This is a genomic window from Streptococcus mitis SK1080 (assembly GCF_000220085.1).
Lineage (GTDB): Bacteria > Bacillota > Bacilli > Lactobacillales > Streptococcaceae > Streptococcus > Streptococcus mitis_K.
The window spans coordinates 1-16,617 of sequence record NZ_AFQV01000005.1; the positions used below are offsets into that span (position 1 = coordinate 1).

Here is a 16,617-nt window from a genome sequence, read left to right on the forward strand (position 1 = left end):
GTGTTCACTCGTTTTATGTCGAGTGTGTGGTACTGCTTTTAAGAGCTGATTGAACAAGGAAAATTAGCTAGTGAAAGTCCTACAGTAAGGAGTTTAAACATGAAATTCCATGAATTTGGTAATAAGAATTTGCCTCCTATTTTACTGATACATGGTGGTGGCAGTTCTTGGTGGAATTATCTTCGTCAAGCACGAATCCTGTCAGAAGAATACCGTATTATTCTACCCACTTTGAATGGCCACGGAGAGGAATATCAACTTGATTATGTTTCTACTGAAGATTCTGCTTTGGAGATTCTAGACTATATCAAAGCAAACTGTGGTGGGAAATTGTTTGCAATCGGTGGTGTTTCACTTGGTGGTCAAATTGCCATGGAGCTTTTATCTTTAGATAGTGAAATTGCTGAGAAGGCCATCATAGACGGAAGCCTCTGTATTCCTCAACCAAGGTTAGCTAAAATCAGCATCTTTCTAGTGTCTCTATTTGGTAAATTGATGTTCAATAAATTCTCTTGCAAACTTCAGTTAAGCATGATGAACAAACTCTATCCTAAACTGGCTTATCCAGAGGAAATAAAAGCTTATTATTTGGAGGATCTGCCAAGGACGCCTATTAAAACATTGGTGACCATTTACAAAACCTATATGGGGCATTACAAGCTGAAAGATATGATTTCTGCTAGCAAGGCTCAGGTTCTGTATATCTATGGTGAAAAAGAATTGAACTGTGTGAAAGAATCAGCGAAATTATTTCATCAGCTACATTCAAATACAATTTTGTATGAAGCAAAGGGCTATAACCACGGCTATTTATCAGCTTACTTGCCTTATGAGTGGATTGATTTGGTGGTGCCATTTTTAAAGTGTTAACCATTGAGAATGTGTAATAAATCTGATATGTCACAAGGAGGTATCTTATGCTAGGAGCAATTATTGGAGATATTGTCGGTTCTGTTTACGAATGGAACAATATCAAAACGAAGGATTTTCCTTTATTTCGTAAGGACTGCTTTTTCATGGATGATACGGTAAGTCCGAACCGTTGAATGTGTAAGCTTGTTAGTGAAACGTTGCTAATCCTCAAAATAAAGAAACTAAAACTCCTTTATTTTGAGATGACAACATAAATTGTCTTTGAGGAAGGAGGTAAAATATTGACAGAAAGCAGACCTGAGTTCAATAAAGTCACATCATTTGATGAGTTTAATAAATACTACTGGTATCGTGATGAACTTTCACAACTATGTAAGTCATTAGGATTAGAATATAGAGGTACCAAACAAGAACTCAATCATATTATTGAGCAGTACTTTAAGGGTAATTTGATTAAAAAATCATCAATAAAAAGGAAAAAGAAACAAGTAGAAGTCCTTACCTTAAATACGCTCTTACTTGAATGTGGATTCTCCTTTAATACACACTTTAGAGAATATTTCTCAACTTTAACAGATGTTTCACCCTTTAAATTTACTGCTGATATGGCGACTGCTTGGAGAAAAGTAAAAAGAGAAAATGATTTTAGTTTTACAATCCAAGATATGCTAAAAGTTTATTATGGAAATTCAGATTATGCCAAGTATGATCATTCGATTTGTCAATGGAACCAATTTCTAAAGAATTTCTGTGCAGATGAAAATAGTCTTAACTACTCAAACAAGTTAAAAGTAGCTTCTATTCTTTGGAAAGAAGTTAGAAATTCAAAAGCTGAAAAAATTTATTCAAAGAATCTTTTGACTGAATATGCTGATAAAATAAAAGAGTATGGTAAGTAGAAACGCCATCTCAATTGGTGGCGACAGTGATACACTCGCAGCAATCACTGGTAGCATTGCAGAGGCAGCTTATGGTATTCCTGATTGGATAAAGGATAAGGCCATTTCTTACTTGGATGAACCCTTAAAGGATGTAGTTATGCGATGGGAAAATAGAATAAAAGCGTATTAATATCTAGTACGTCATATTTCTCTTTTCTATATTTTCATTGTATAATGAGGGTATAGTTAGATGCGTATGATGAAATATAACCATTTCTATCGAATATTAAGGAGAAATTAATGAAAAAAGCAATGGTAATTATCAACCCTACCTCTGGTGGGGAAAAGGCCTTGGATTACAAAGAAAAGCTGGAGAATAAAGCCAAAGAATACTTTGAATATGTTGAAACCAAAATTACTGAAAAAGCGCTGGATGCAACACATTTTGCTGAAGAAGCTTCTCGTGAAAAGTACGATGCAGTGGTTGTGTTTGGTGGAGACGGGACTGTCAACGAAGTCATTTCGGGTATTGCTGAGAGAGACTACATTCCTAAGTTAGGGATTATCCCTGGTGGGACGGGAAACCTCATTACAAAACTGTTGGAAATCAATCAAGACATCGATAGCGCGATTGATGAACTGGATTTCAACTTAACCAATAAGATTGATATCGGAAAAGCGAATGACAATTATTTTGGTTATATCTTTAGTATTGGTTCTCTTCCTGAAGCGATTCACAATGTTGAAATCGAGGACAAGACAAAATTCGGTATTTTAGCCTATGCTGTAAATACCATGAAGTCTGTCATGACGGATCAGGTCTTTAACATTAAGGTTGAGACAGAAAATGGAAATTATGTTGGTGAAGCTAGCCATGTTTTGGTTCTCTTGACAAATTACTTCGCTGACAAAAAGATCTTTGAAGAAAACAAGGACGGCTATGCCAACATTTTGATTCTGAAAGATGCGTCTCTATTCTCCAAATTATCCGTTATTCCTGATTTACTAAAAGGGGATGTTGTTGCAAATGATAATATCGAGTATATCAAAGCGCGTAATATTAAGATCTCTTCAGATAGTGAATTGGAGTCAGATGTTGACGGCGATAAATCGGATAACCTACCTGTAGAAATCAAAGTCCTAGCTCAGCGAGTAGAAGTGTTTTCAAAACCGAAAGAATAGAAGGTAAAAATTAGTTTATTATTCACAACGAAATTAAGTTCTATATCAACGATTGGAGGAGGAATGAATTCTCTATTTGATGAATTTCGAACAATTTGTTCTCATTTAAACCAAGTCGGGATCACTCCGACTCTCATGGGGTCTTTGGGGTTTGAATACCGATCAAATGAAGAATGGAGGCCGTCTGACATTGACATTCATGTGCCTGGTGATCCTAGAGGTTGGGAAGCACCCGATCATCTCAGAATTTATGAGTGGGACAAGATAATGAAAGTGATGAAAGACTTAGGCTACGCCTTAATAGATATTCATGAGCATGAATTCCAAAAAGATGGTCTGAGTGTTGAATTCGGAAGTATCGATTCTTTACCTGATTTTGCAGGAGTTTCGGAATCGGATATAGAGCTGATTCATCTCGAAAACATCACTTTTCGAGTTCCAAGTTTGGAACAGTTTTTAAGTATTTACAAGGCTTCTTCCCAAGATTCTTATCGAAATGAACACAATAACAATAAGGATTTTAAAAAAATTGAGTGGCTGGAAAGACATTTGTAAATTATCATTTGAAAAGTAGAAAGTTGTAAGACTGGCTGCTTTTTTATTTATAGAACCAAACCACTAGAATCTACGGACAAGCCTTGAAAATAAAATACGAAAGTAGTATACTAGAATCACAATTATGAAAACGTTTGCGTAAAATTTGAATGAATACTTTAGGAGACAAATTGATGGAATTAAGTGCTATTTACCATAGGCCAGAGTCGGAGTTTGCCTATCTTTATAAGGATAAGAAGCTTCATATTCGGATTCGTACTAAGAAAGAGGACATTGAAAGCATCAACTTGCACTATGGGGACCCTTTTATCTTTATGGAGGAGTTTTATCAAGGTACAAAAGAAATGTCCAAGATAACTTCTGATGTCTTATTTGATTATTGGCAGGTTGAAGTGTCCGTTGACTTTGCACGTATCCAGTATCTCTTTGAACTCAAGGATACAGAAGGTCAAAGTATTTTGTATGGTGATAAAGGGTGCGTGGACAATTCTCTAGAAAATCTTCATGCTATTGGAAATGGATTTAAGTTACCTTATATACATGAGATTGATGCCTGCCAAGTTCCTGATTGGGTTTCAAATATGGTATGGTATCAGATATTTCCTGAGAGATTTGCTAATGGAAATGCTCGATTAAACCCAGAAGGAACATTAGACTGGGATTCATCAAGCACACCTAAAAGTGATGATTTCTTTGGTGGTGATTTAAAGGGGATTATTGACCATCTGGATTACTTGCAAGACTTGGGCATTACTGGTCTCTATCTTTGTCCGATTTTTGAATCTACGAGCAATCATAAGTACAATACGACGGATTACTTTGAAATTGACCGTCATTTTGGGGACAAGGAGACCTTTCGGGAACTGGTCGAGCAAGCTCATCAGCGTGGCATGAAAATCATGCTGGATGCTGTATTTAATCATATTGGTTCGCAATCTCCTCAATGGCAAGATGTTGTCAAAAATGGTGAGGAATCTGCTTATAAGGATTGGTTCCATATTCAACAATTTCCAGTGATGACTGAAAAACTAGCCAACAAGAGAGAGTTGCCTTATCATGCTTTTGGTTTTGAGGACTATATGCCTAAGCTAAATACAGCCAATCCAGAGGTCAAGGACTATCTTTTAAAGGTTGCGACTTATTGGATTGAAGAGTTTGATATCGATGCTTGGCGTTTGGATGTGGCTAATGAGATTGACCATCAGTTTTGGAGGGATTTTCGCAAGGCAGTTTTAGCTAAAAAGCCTGATCTTTATATCCTAGGAGAAGTCTGGCATAGGTCTCAGCCTTGGTTAAATGGAGATGAGTTCCATGCCGTCATGAATTATCCTTTATCTGATAGCATCAAGGACTATTTCTTACGAGGAATTAAGAAGACTGATCAGTTCATCGATGAAATCAATGGTCAGTCTATGTATTACAAGCAGCAGATTTCAGAAGTAATGTTTAATCTCTTGGATTCGCATGATACAGAACGAATCTTGTGGACGGCCAATGAGGATGTGCAACTGGTTAAATCAGCCCTAGCCTTTCTCTTTTTACAAAAGGGAACACCCTGCATCTATTACGGAACAGAGTTATCCTTGACTGGCGGTCCAGACCCAGATTGCCGTCGTTGTATGCCTTGGGAACGCGTATCAAGTGACCATGATATGTTAAACTTCGTGAAGAAGCTAATCAAGATTCGCAAACACGCGTCAGCAACCATTCAGCATGGCAAGTATAGCCTTCAAGAAATCAAACCTGATCTAGTAGCTTTGGAATGGAAATACGATGGACAAATTCTTAAAGCTATCTTTAACCAATCAAAAGAAGATTATCTTTTAGAGAAGGAAACCGTAGCACTAGCAAGCAATTGCCAAGAATCGGAGAATCAGTTTGTCATCTCTCCAAAAGGATTTGTGATTTTTCATTAAAGAGCAATTAAGAGTGACAGGAAAGTTGTAGTATAGAGAGCATTTTACAAACTGATTATTTGTCGTCTTGCTACAATTGGTATATAATTTAAGGTAAAGAAAATAGGAGGATTTATCGAATGGAATTAAAAGATTTTACAGAAAAAGAACAGGAAATGATTAAGAAGGGGCTGACTACGTCTAAGATTAGTGACAAGGAAACTGCTGAGAAGATTCTTGCGCTAGTACCACAAGACTTGATTAAGCGAATCCCGTTTTTCGTCAGAAAACATGCAACAACACGTACGATCAAACGCATTTCAATTGAACACCCTGAACTCTACGCTGCAGCTCAAACAAGTGGTGAAATTCCAGAAAAAGAACGAGAAGAACTACGTCAGATTATCACGACTATCTTTGAACAAAAGATGAATAAGCATAGCATTAAGTAAGATTTACATCAATTAAATCATAATGTATCAACTGAGCAATGTAAAGATTAATTCAACCATAATAGTTGAAAATGTATAAAGTAAAGGAGAGCAAATTTGTTCTCTTTTTTATTTGAAGTTTTGGTAAATTATATGAAAACTATGACTAAGATTATTAATTTGTCTAATATAATTTAACCTTGGTTCAAAATCTGTTAAAATAGTGGCATTAATAACTTTTCAGAACTATAATATTTATTTACTCTGATAGAGATTGTTACGGGAGTGAATTATCCCGCCATTGTAATTACCGTAATGATTTGTTATAATATGACAAAGGAGGAAATCAGATGGTAGTAAAAACAAGAAAACAAGGAAATTCAATCACCATTACGATTCCAAGTGAATTTAATATTCCAAGTGGTGTTAAATACGAAGCGAAATTGTTACCAAGTGGTGAAATTATCTTTACTCCTGAAGAATTGGATCAGCAGGTTTCTTATATATCTGATGATGCCTTTGACTTAAATTTAGATAAAATATTTGATGAATACGACGATGTTTTCAAAGCTTTGGTGGAAAAATGACAATCTATCTAACAGAAAAGCAAATTGAAAAAATAAATGCTTTAGCAATTCAACGGTATTCTCCAAATGAGAAAATTCAAACGGTTAGTCCTTCGGCTTTAAATATGATTGTTAATTTACCAGAACAATTTGTTTTTGGGAAGCCTCTTTATCCAACAATTTTTGATAAAGCAACGATACTATTTGTCCAATTGATAAAGAAGCATGTTTTTGCCAATGCTAATAAACGAACTGCTTTCTTCGTTTTGGTGAAATTTCTACAGTTAAATCATTATCGTTTTTCTGTAACGGTTGAAGAAGCGGTAAATATGTGTGTAACTATCGCAGTAGAGTCCTTAACAGATGAAAGCTTAACCACTTACGCCAAATGGGTCTCTGAACATTCGTTTAGAATTATTGGAAAAAATTAAGCTCAACTATTCAATTCTTGTAAGTATAAATAAAGAGACTATATTAGAAATCTATAATGCAAAAACGAATATTGTCTCTTTTTTTGATGGGTGAGAATTTTCGGCGTCTTCCTATATTTCATATAGCAAAAAACGAACAGGCTCTTTTTCTGTCATTCAGAAGAGAACTTGTTCGTTTTTATCTTGCTTTTTAAAACACGCGATACACATAGGGATTCTCTGGTTTATCGACTTTGGTAAAGCTATCGATTTCCAAGGTTGGGAGGTTTTGTTTGAGTTCTTTATGATAGTGATTGACCAGTTTTCCTTTGGCCGTTATCCAAGTGTTATTTTCATACTGACGGGTATTTCCCTTGGTCAGTAATCCATAGACACCAGAATCTGCGATACAGTGAATAATGCCGAAGCGGAACAGAAATTGGCTATTGGCATGACTGGGGTCGTTATAGACAAAGCCTGTGAACTGGACTGTCTTGCCCTCGAATTCATCTGGATAGTCGTAGATAGCCTCCATGACTTCCATATAGTTTTCGTTAGTAATATAAATGCTATCTTGGGACAAGTATTTATCCGCCGCAGTTCGCATTTCCTTTTCATAGGCTGATTTTGAAAAATAAGAACTGGTATCTGGTTTCAAATATTGGCTTGTCGTCCCTTCACTTGTCTGAATGGCTTGATCCGTGCCTTCTGATAAGGGGAAATGATAGCCTTTGGCAGAAACGGTCTGAGAATCCAAGCTAACAGTTGGAAAAGTTAAGCCGACGACAATAGGAATAGCCAGAAGAGCAATACTCGTCATCTTGGCCAATCGACTGTTCAGATGACTGTGGGTTTTGACTTGCTTCATCCAGATATACAATTGAACAATAGCCAAGATAAAGGAAAGTACCATAGAAATATAGGCCAAATAGGAATAGTGCATGTTGATGTACTGGTTTAATTTGCCCGACAGATGAAGATAAATGGTCAATTCAAAATAGCCAGCTAAAACTAAAAATCGAATCATAGGATGACTCCAATCAAGAGAGAATAGACTAAAACGACCAGAGTCACAATCGTAATGAAGTGACTGATAAATCGTGCTTTCAAGTAATTTTTCATCATGAGAATATTTTTGATATCTAGCATTGGGCCAATGACGAGAAAGGCCAGAACTGGTGCCAAACCGAAACTCGAGAGAAGAGAAGCTCCGATAAAAGCATCGGCCTCACTACAGAGAGAAAGAAGAAAGGCCAAAAGCATCAAGAGCAGGATGGCAAAAAGAGGGGTCGCACTGATAGAGGTCAGAATCCGAGTCGGAACATAAACCTGTATTATTGAGGCAAAGAGACAGCCAAATACCAAATAGCGTCCCGTATCAAAAAATTCATCAATGGCCTGCACAAAGACCTGAAAAACTTTTTTTGCAGGGGTCAAGTGAGAAAAATCATGCTCATGACAGGCCAGACGATTTTTTTTCTGAATCGGTTCTTGCCAGAAAAATCCTAGAAAAATCCCAAGTATCACAGCCACAACAATGGAACCAAGAGCTCGTAACAGGGCGATATGGAAGGAGTTGCCAAAGGCAGAATAGGTCGCAAAGAGAACAATGGGATTGATAACAGGTGCTGTTACAAGAAAGGGAACGGCCGTGTAACTTGGAACCTTCTTTTCCAGAAAACGATTGATGATGGGGACGATTCCACATTCACAAGAAGGGAAAAGCATACCGACAAAGGTCCCAAAAAAGATTCTCCCCCAACGATTTCGAGGGAGAAAATGATAAACCTTGTCAGGTGTGATATAGACCTCAATCAGCCCTGAAACAATACTTCCTATCAGAACAAAGGGAAGGGCTTCAATGATTATAGAGAGAAAAATAGCCCCAGTCTGAAGCACACTAGACGGGAGTTGTTGGAAAGCAGTCATCTAGTTTTTCTTTTCTGCTTTGGCTTTTTTCTCTTTGTCATCAGGGAAAGTGACTTGTTTCAAATCAGGGAGTTTCGCAAACTCTTCAAACATCTTGTCCAAGTCGTCTCGTTTTGTAAATTTTACAGCCATAGGTGTACCTCGATTCTAAATTCTACCTCTATTATACTATTATTTTGAGGAAAAGGGAAAAGTTAAAATTGAGTATCTAACGAATCATAGAGCTTTATAAATCCTGATTAAGTCTGGTAGATTGAGAAAGCTTGACAAAAAAAGTAGATAGTGCTAGAATAACATTAACGAAAGACATTTGAGGGCAGAAAGGTTCCTGCCGCACCTTGAAAAAGGTATCTGAGATGCTGGGTACACCGACCAGCCAAGTGTCCGTTATTTCAAAGGAGGGAGCTTAAATGCTCCTTTTTTGTTTAAAAATTTCAAAAAAGATTATCCCCACAGCAGGCTCAGGCTTGCGATTATTTATTTCCCTAAATGTCTTACTCCAGGTCAGGAACATCACCCAGAACTGGCTATTATGTCTGATCCATTAAATACTTTTGATGTCATGGATTGGTTAAAAAAGGAGGCAATACTCTCTAAGTACAAATTATTGCACTATAGAATATAAATCTATTCCCCACATATTGTTTTTAAATACTGTAAGAGCTAATTTGAAACGTTTAGCTTGTGGTATAATAGATTCATGGATAAAAAATATGAAAAAATCTCCCAAGATTTGGGAGTGACGTTAAAGCAAATTGATACTGTTCTAAGTTTGACAGCTGAAGGGGCGACTATTCCCTTTATCGCACGTTATCGCAAGGACATGACTGGTAGTCTGGATGAGGTGGCAATTAAGGCCATTATCGACTTGGATAAAAGTCTGACAAATCTCAACGACCGTAAGGAAGCTGTCTTGGCTAAGATTCAAGAACAAGGCAAGTTGACAAAGGAGTTGGAAGAAGCTATCTTAGCAGCCGAAAAACTAGCAGATGTAGAAGAACTCTATCTTCCATACAAGGAAAAACGTCGTACCAAGGCAACCATTGCCCGTGAAGCTGGGCTCTTTCCTCTTGCTCGCCTGATTTTGCAGAATGTAGCCGACTTAGAGAAAGAGGCTGAAAAGTTTGTCTGTGAAGGATTTGCGACTGGTAAGGAAACCTTGGCTGGTGCAGTTGATATCTTGGTCGAGGCCTTATCGGAAGATGTGGCCTTGCGTTCCATGACTTATCAGGAGGTGCTGAGACACTCTAAACTCACTTCTCAAGCCAAGGATGAAAGTCTTGATGAAAAGCAGGTTTTTCAGATTTATTATGATTTTTCAGAGACAGTTGGAAATATGCAGGGTTATCGTACCTTGGCCCTCAATCGTGGGGAGAAGCTAGGTGTCTTGAAGGTCGGGTTTGAACATGCAACAGACCGTATTCTTGCCTTCTTTGCTGCTCGTTTCAAGGTGAAGAATGCCTATATTGATGAAGTGGTTCAGCAATCTGTTAAGAAGAAGGTCTTGCCTGCTATCGAGCGTCGTATTCGGACAGAATTGACTGAAAAAGCAGAAGAAGGAGCTATCCAACTCTTTTCTGACAATCTACGCAATCTCCTCTTGGTTGCTCCACTGAAAGGGCGCGTGGTTCTTGGATTTGACCCAGCCTTTCGTACAGGTGCCAAGCTAGCTGTCGTGGATGCAACAGGGAAAATGCTGACGACTCAAGTCATCTATCCAGTCAAACCAGCCTCAGCTCGTCAAATCGAAGAAGCCAAGAAAGATTTAGCAGACTTGATTGGTCAGTACAGTGTAGAAATTATTGCCATCGGTAATGGAACGGCCAGTCGTGAAAGTGAAGCTTTTGTAGCGGAAGTCCTTAAGGATTTTCCAGAAGTCAGCTATGTTATCGTAAATGAAAGCGGTGCTTCTGTCTATTCTGCCAGCGAACTTGCTCGTCAGGAGTTTCCAGACTTGACCGTTGAAAAACGCTCTGCTATTTCTATCGCCCGTCGTTTGCAAGATCCCCTTGCTGAATTGGTTAAAATCGATCCTAAGTCAATCGGTGTCGGTCAATATCAACACGATGTCAGTCAGAAGAAACTGTCTGAAAGTCTGGATTTTGTCGTGGATACAGTGGTAAACCAAGTCGGTGTCAATATCAATACGGCCAGCCCAGCTCTTCTTTCCCATGTCGCTGGACTCAACAAAACTATCTCTGAAAATATCGTCAAATACCGTGAGGAAGAGGGAAAAATCACTTCACGCTCCCAAATCAAGAAAGTTCCCCGTCTGGGAGCCAAGGCCTTTGAGCAGGCAGCTGGTTTCCTTCGTATCCCTGAAAGTAGCAATATCCTTGATAATACAGGGGTTCACCCAGAGAACTATACTGCTGTTAAGGAGCTCTTCAAACGCTTGGACATCAAGGACTTGAATGAAGTGGCCCAAAGCAAACTCAAGTCGCTTTCAGTCAAGGAAATGGCGCAAGAGCTAGACCTTGGTCCAGAAACTCTTAAAGATATCATTGCTGACCTTCTCAAACCAGGTCGAGATTTCCGTGATTCCTTTGACGCACCTGTGCTTCGCCAAGATGTCCTAGATATCAAGGATTTAGTGGTTGGTCAGAAGCTAGAGGGTGTGGTGCGTAATGTAGTTGACTTTGGTGCCTTCGTTGACATCGGAATTCATGAGGACGGTTTGATCCATATTTCCCATATGAGCCGCAAATTTATCAAACATCCTAGCCAAGTGGTGTCCGTCGGAGATTTGGTAACAGTTTGGGTCAAGAAAATTGATACTGAACGTGAAAAAGTCAATCTGTCGCTCCTCGCTCCAAATGAAACTGACTGATTACGTTAAGCAGGTTTCACTTGAAGACTTCGGCAGACCTTTTATCCATCATGTCCAGTGGAATTCTCGTCTACGTTCGACAGGTGGGCGATTTTTCCCAAAAGATGGGCATCTGGATTTTAATCCCAAGGTTTATCAGGAACTGGGGTTGGACGTTTTTAGGAAAATTGTCCGACATGAACTCTGTCATTATCACCTCTATTTTCAAGGGAAGGGCTATCAACACAAGGATCGGGATTTTAAGGAACTGTTGAAAGCAGTGGATGGATTACGATTTGTACCATCCTTGCCCAATAGTAACTCCAAGCCAATCAAGCTCTATCGTTGCCAATCCTGCCAGCAAACTTATCAGCGTAAGCGTAGGATTGATACCAAACGCTATCGCTGTGGACTTTGTCGAGGAAAGTTGCTATTAGTAAATCAGCCTGAGGACTGATGAAAGCCGAGCCTATCCGTGATATACTATGACTAACCTAGCAGAAAGAGGAAATATCATGAACAGTAAATTTTATAAAATGAGACGAAATCGCATGATTTCAGGAGTTTTGGCAGGTTTGTCAGACAAGTGGAACTTTGATGTTACCCTTGTTCGTTTTCTATTTGCTATTTTTACAGTCGCAAACTTTGGACTTGGCGTGATTATCTATATCATCCTAGCTTCTATCATGCCAACCAAGGAAGAAATCGAAGCAGAAATGTACGGAACAGGCCCACGCAAACGAAAAGAAGCCCAAGCCATTGACGATAATGAAGGCTGGTTTTGGTGAGGTAGAAACAGTTATTTTACTGTTAGTCTATGAATTAGACTAATCTATTTTAAAATTTTTTAACCCTTGTATCCGCAAGGGTTTTCTTCTTGCCTTCTTTTTATGGTAAAATATTTTTAATAAAATTTCTAAATTCTCCAATCTTACAAAAATGTAAGATTAAAGTCTCTTTTGTAAGGTTAGGTTATGGCAAGCAGTCTTTTTTTGATGTAAACTAGACTCATAAAGAACAAAGGAGTAACATCATGAAACAAATCTTACATAAGAAAACTAGAAAACCAAGTCACAAAGAAATCGAGCGTGTTCAGCTGGGATGCGCTATGATGCAAGCAACATTTCATTTGATGGGATATTAAGAAAGGAGATTCTCATGACACTTTTAGATGTAAAACACGTTCAAAAAATTTATAAAACTCGTTTTCAGGGCAACCAAGTAGAAGCCCTCAAGGATATTCACTTTACCGTCGAAAAAGGCGATTACGTCGCTATCATGGGTGAGTCTGGTTCTGGTAAATCAACTCTTCTCAATATTCTAGCTATGCTGGATAAACCAACTCGTGGGCAGGTTTACTTGAATGGAACTGACACCGCAACCATTAAAAATTCACAGGCTTCTAGCTTCCGTCGTGAAAAGCTAGGATTTGTCTTCCAAGACTTTAACTTGCTAGATACTCTCTCTGTAAAGGATAATATCTTGCTTCCTCTTGTCTTGTCAAGAAGACCCATTACGGAGATGATGAAGAAATTGGTGGTGACAGCTGAGAATCTAGGCATCAACCAATTGCAAGAGAAGTACCCTTACGAGATTTCTGGTGGTCAGAAACAGCGTGTAGCAGTAGCACGCGCCATCATCACAGAACCTGAAATTCTCCTTGCGGATGAGCCAACAGGGGCCCTTGATTCCAAGTCATCTGCGGCCTTACTTGATGTTTTTGATGAAATCAATGAGCGCGGCCAAACCATTCTCATGGTAACCCACTCAACGGCAGCAGCTAGCAGGGCTAAACGTGTACTCTTTATCAAAGACGGCATTCTTTACAATCAAATCTACCGTGGAGAGAAGACAGAACGTCAGATGTTCCAAGAGATCTCTGATACCTTGACTGTCATGGCAAGCGAGGTGAATTAGTATGTTTCGATTAACCAATAAGTTAGCGGTATCGAACTTGATTAAAAACCGCAAACTCTATTATCCTTTTGCGCTGGCTGTTCTCTTGGCAGTCACTGTCACCTATCTCTTTTACTCTCTAACTTTCAATCCAAAGATTGCGGAAATCCGTGGAGGATCAACCATTCAAGCTACTCTAGGATTTGGTATGTTTGTCGTCACCCTTGCGTCAGCCATTATCGTTCTCTATGCCAATAGTTTTGTCATGAAAAACCGTTCCAAGGAACTGGGAATTTATGGCATGTTGGGCTTGGAGAAACGTCACCTGATCAGTATGACCTTTAAGGAGTTAGTGGTATTTGGGATTCTAACTGTTGGAGCAGGAATCGGTATTGGAGCCTTGTTTGACAAGTTGATTTTCGCTTTCTTGCTCAAACTGATGAAATTGAAGGTTGAACTGGTCGCTACCTTCCAGATGAATGTTGTCATTGCAGTACTTGTTGTCTTTGGTTTGATTTTCCTAGGCCTCATGTTCCTGAATGCTCTTCGAATCGCGCGTATGAATGCCCTCCAGCTCTCACGTGAGAAAGCTAGCGGAGAGAAAAAAGGTCGCTTCCTTCCTCTCCAAACTATTCTTGGTTCGATTAGTTTAGGGATTGGCTATTATCTTGCCCTTACGGTAAAAGATCCTCTTACAGCCTTAACAACCTTCTTCTTAGCTGTTTTACTAGTTATCTTTGGTACCTATCTTTTGTTCAATGCAGGGATTACCGTTTTCCTTCAAATCTTAAAGAAAAATAAGAAATACTATTACCAACCAAATAACCTTATCTCAGTTTCTAACTTGATTTTCCGTATGAAGAAAAATGCGGTTGGCCTAGCAACTATCGCTATTTTGTCAACAATGGTTTTGGTAACCATGTCAGCAGCGACAAGCATTTTCAATGCTTCAGAATCCTTTAAAAAAGTGATGAATCCGCATGACTTTGGAATTACTGGACAAAATGTTGAAAAAGAAGATTTGGACAAACTCTTGAGCCAGTTTGCAAGTGACAAAGGTTATAGTGTCAAAGAGAAAGAAGTGCTTCGTTACAGTAACTTTGGTATTGCAAATCAAGAAGGAACCAAGTTAACTATTTTTGAAAAAGGACAAAACCGTGTCCAACCAAAAACAGTTTTCATGGTATTTGACCAAAAAGATTATGAAAATATGACTGGTCAAAAACTTTCTCTATCAGGAAATGAGGTCGGTCTCTTTGCCAAAAATGACGGACTGAAAGGACAGAAAGCTCTAACTCTAAATAACCATCAATTTTCTGTAAAAGAAGAATTTAATACAGATTTTATTGTGAACCATGTCCCAAATCAGTTTAATATTTTTACTACTGATTACAATTACCTTGTTGTACCTGATTTACAAGCATTTTTAGACCAATTTCCAGATTCGGCTATCTATAATCAGCTTTACGGTGGTATAAATGTAAATATCAGTGAAGAAGAACAACTCAAAGTCGCTGAAGAATATGAAAAATACTTACAAAAGTTTAATGCTCAATTAAACACTGAAGGTAGCTATGTGTATGGTAGCAATCTAGCAGATGCTAGTGCTCAAATGAGTGCCCTCTTTGGTGGTGTCTTCTTTATCGGTATTTTCCTATCCATTATCTTTATGGTCGGAACCGTTCTGGTCATCTATTACAAACAAATTTCTGAAGGCTATGAAGACCGTGAGCGCTTTATTATCTTGCAGAAAGTCGGTTTAGATCAAAAGCAAATCAAGCAAACCATCAACAAACAGGTTTTAACTGTTTTCTTCCTTCCTTTGCTTTTTGCCTTCATACATCTCGCCTTTGCCTACCATATGCTTAGTCTGATTTTAAAAGTGATTGGTGTAATAGATACGAATATGATGTTGATTGTGACCTTGTCTATCTGCGCTATCTTCCTCATCGCCTATGTGCTGATTTTCATGATTACTTCAAGAAGTTATCGCAAGATTGTGCAAATGTAAAAAAGATACCTCGACTTCAAAATCGAGGTATTTCTTGTATTCTAAATGCTGAAAAGTTGTCCGAGCAGAAAGGTAACTCCCATGGTTAAAAGACCGATAGCAAGGTTCCGAATCATAGCTGTTTTGGTTGGTGCTTTTCCAAGTCTGGCACTAGTATAACCAGTGAGAAGAAGAGCCACACCGACGATAAGGACAGTAGCAGGAATGCGGTATTCACTTGGGAAAATAGTTACTGACAGCATTGGTGGTAAGCTACCAAGGAAAAATGAAATAAAGCTAGAGATAGCAGCGTGCCAAGGATTTGTAAACTCTTCATACTCTATCCCATATTTTTCCTCTACCAAAGCCTTGAGTGGATTATTTAAAAAGGCTTTGTTGGTGAGAAGTTGGGCTGATGTTTCACATTCACCATTTTGAATATAGGCAGCATAGAGGGAATTTTTGGCTAGTTCCATATCTTGGTCTAGCAAGAGCTGCTCACGCGCAACGGCTGCTTCCTCGGTATCTTTTTGAGTTGAAACGGATACATATTCTCCACCAGCCATTGAAAAGGCACCAGCTAAGATAGCCGCAAAACCAGATAAAAAGATAATCCAGATATTGCTTGTAGCACTGGCAACCCCGATAACCACACCAGCAATGGAAATAATTCCATCGTTGGCACCAAGAACACCCGCACGCAGGATATTTAAACGACCTGCAAAATTTGAATCGATTTCGTGATTTGTTTCTGACATACTAATCTCCTTTTTATCCAGTATAAAGGAAAAATATAGGGAAATCAATCTTTTAAAAGTATCTGAAAAAAGTTGCACGATTCTAATGATGTAGAAATTTCAGCATTTTTTCTGATAAATCAAACACCGAGGGTAAAGAGTATAGAATAGCATAAAAATTTTAAATTAAATACGATAAACATTTTGTTCACTTTATAATCGTTTACAAGAGAATAATTAGTGTAAAATCAAATAAAATCCAAATATTTTGCGAACTTTTTTATATTTTTTTCGTAAAACGCTTTACAAGTTCTTAAAAACATGATATAGTAATAAAGCTTAGAAAATGAGATGATGTTTTCTAGCAAATATAAACCCGAGTAAAAAACGCCTACGGACAGGCAGGGTTGAATGCCGAAGCGTGGTTGAAAAACCACATTATTGATAGGGTTAAAAGCCTACT

General features: G+C 38.3%; 17 protein-coding genes and 3 pseudogenes. 16 read left to right on the forward strand and 4 right to left on the reverse strand.

Annotation, left to right across the window (positions count from 1 at the left end; genetic code table 11):
* The first annotated feature begins 99 nt into the window (after positions 1-99).
* The 10 genes and pseudogenes from HMPREF9957_RS03170 to HMPREF9957_RS03205 all read left to right on the forward strand — a co-directional run bounded on the left by HMPREF9957_RS03170 (position 100) and on the right by HMPREF9957_RS03205 (position 6,814).
* Complete coding sequence (locus HMPREF9957_RS03170) at positions 100-870, forward strand: alpha/beta hydrolase (RefSeq protein WP_000668475.1); 771 nt, start codon at positions 100-102, stop codon at positions 868-870.
* A gap of 47 nt (positions 871-917) precedes the next feature.
* Positions 918-1,031, forward strand: a pseudogene (locus HMPREF9957_RS12370) (ADP-ribosylglycohydrolase family protein); the annotation flags it as partial.
* Positions 1,032-1,154: 123 nt separating this feature from the next.
* Positions 1,155-1,772, forward strand: coding sequence for an SAP domain-containing protein (locus HMPREF9957_RS03175; protein WP_000140410.1), 618 nt, complete (start codon positions 1,155-1,157; stop codon positions 1,770-1,772).
* A pseudogene (locus tag HMPREF9957_RS03180) lies at positions 1,771-1,944 on the forward strand (ADP-ribosylglycohydrolase family protein); the annotation flags it as partial. The gene HMPREF9957_RS03175 and the pseudogene HMPREF9957_RS03180, both read left to right, overlap by 2 nt.
* A 110-nt stretch (positions 1,945-2,054) precedes the next feature.
* The gene (locus HMPREF9957_RS03185) at positions 2,055-2,936 is read left to right on the forward strand and encodes a diacylglycerol/lipid kinase family protein (protein ID WP_000710108.1); all 882 of its coding nucleotides are present in this window, start codon (positions 2,055-2,057) and stop codon (positions 2,934-2,936) included.
* A 63-nt stretch (positions 2,937-2,999) separates the two neighbouring features.
* Complete coding sequence (locus HMPREF9957_RS0102005; RefSeq protein WP_001086582.1) at positions 3,000-3,491, forward strand: hypothetical protein; 492 nt, start codon at positions 3,000-3,002, stop codon at positions 3,489-3,491.
* Between the two features lie 173 nt (positions 3,492-3,664).
* Positions 3,665-5,407, forward strand: a complete 1,743-nt coding sequence (locus tag HMPREF9957_RS03190; RefSeq protein ID WP_000423452.1) for a glycoside hydrolase family 13 protein — start codon at positions 3,665-3,667, stop codon at positions 5,405-5,407.
* A gap of 119 nt (positions 5,408-5,526) precedes the next feature.
* Positions 5,527-5,838 (forward strand): hypothetical protein, encoded by a 312-nt coding sequence (locus HMPREF9957_RS03195; RefSeq protein WP_000420556.1) that lies wholly within the window; start codon positions 5,527-5,529, stop codon positions 5,836-5,838.
* Between the two features lie 329 nt (positions 5,839-6,167).
* Complete coding sequence (locus HMPREF9957_RS03200; protein WP_000260601.1) at positions 6,168-6,404, forward strand: AbrB family transcriptional regulator; 237 nt, start codon at positions 6,168-6,170, stop codon at positions 6,402-6,404.
* Positions 6,401-6,814, forward strand: coding sequence for a type II toxin-antitoxin system death-on-curing family toxin (locus HMPREF9957_RS03205; RefSeq protein ID WP_000158361.1), 414 nt, complete (start codon positions 6,401-6,403; stop codon positions 6,812-6,814). Before HMPREF9957_RS03200 ends, HMPREF9957_RS03205 begins: the two co-directional genes overlap by 4 nt.
* 190 nt (positions 6,815-7,004) lie before the next feature.
* Here the strand turns inward: HMPREF9957_RS03205 and HMPREF9957_RS03210 are convergent, their stop codons facing one another.
* Genes HMPREF9957_RS03210 through HMPREF9957_RS13430 form a run of 3 tightly spaced genes read right to left on the reverse strand, consistent with a single transcriptional unit; the run spans position 7,005 to position 8,854 of the window.
* Positions 7,005-7,820, reverse strand: coding sequence for a TIGR03943 family putative permease subunit (locus HMPREF9957_RS03210; RefSeq protein WP_000617837.1), 816 nt, complete (start codon positions 7,818-7,820; stop codon positions 7,005-7,007).
* A complete protein-coding gene (locus HMPREF9957_RS03215; protein WP_000123625.1) occupies positions 7,817-8,722 on the reverse strand; it encodes a permease in 906 nt (301 codons plus the stop codon). Before HMPREF9957_RS03215 ends, HMPREF9957_RS03210 begins: the two co-directional genes overlap by 4 nt.
* Complete coding sequence (locus tag HMPREF9957_RS13430) at positions 8,723-8,854, reverse strand: SPJ_0845 family protein (protein WP_000268685.1); 132 nt, start codon at positions 8,852-8,854, stop codon at positions 8,723-8,725.
* A 358-nt stretch (positions 8,855-9,212) separates the two neighbouring features.
* Between HMPREF9957_RS13430 and HMPREF9957_RS13435 the strand changes: the two are divergent.
* The 6 genes and pseudogenes from HMPREF9957_RS13435 to HMPREF9957_RS03250 all read left to right on the forward strand — a co-directional run.
* Positions 9,213-9,347 (forward strand): annotated as a pseudogene (locus HMPREF9957_RS13435) (DUF1919 domain-containing protein); the annotation flags it as partial.
* Positions 9,348-9,422: 75 nt separating this feature from the next.
* The gene (locus HMPREF9957_RS03230) at positions 9,423-11,552 is read left to right on the forward strand and encodes a Tex family protein (protein ID WP_000359119.1); all 2,130 of its coding nucleotides are present in this window, start codon (positions 9,423-9,425) and stop codon (positions 11,550-11,552) included.
* Complete coding sequence (locus HMPREF9957_RS03235; RefSeq protein WP_000778598.1) at positions 11,539-11,988, forward strand: SprT family protein; 450 nt, start codon at positions 11,539-11,541, stop codon at positions 11,986-11,988. Before HMPREF9957_RS03230 ends, HMPREF9957_RS03235 begins: the two co-directional genes overlap by 14 nt.
* A gap of 58 nt (positions 11,989-12,046) precedes the next feature.
* Positions 12,047-12,319: a PspC domain-containing protein gene (locus HMPREF9957_RS03240; RefSeq protein WP_001085044.1), complete on the forward strand. Its 273-nt coding sequence runs from the start codon at positions 12,047-12,049 to the stop codon at positions 12,317-12,319.
* Between the two features lie 370 nt (positions 12,320-12,689).
* Positions 12,690-13,448, forward strand: a complete 759-nt coding sequence (locus tag HMPREF9957_RS03245) for an ABC transporter ATP-binding protein (RefSeq protein ID WP_000173372.1) — start codon at positions 12,690-12,692, stop codon at positions 13,446-13,448.
* A gap of 1 nt (position 13,449) precedes the next feature.
* Positions 13,450-15,438 carry an ABC transporter permease gene (locus HMPREF9957_RS03250; RefSeq protein WP_000489379.1) on the forward strand — a complete coding sequence of 663 codons (1,989 nt, stop codon included), beginning with the start codon at positions 13,450-13,452 and terminating at the stop codon, positions 15,436-15,438.
* A 41-nt stretch (positions 15,439-15,479) separates the two neighbouring features.
* Here HMPREF9957_RS03250 and HMPREF9957_RS03255 read toward each other — a convergent pair whose 3' ends face one another.
* A complete protein-coding gene (locus tag HMPREF9957_RS03255; RefSeq protein ID WP_000005261.1) occupies positions 15,480-16,175 on the reverse strand; it encodes a VIT1/CCC1 transporter family protein in 696 nt (231 codons plus the stop codon).
* Positions 16,176-16,617: the final 442 nt, after the last annotated feature.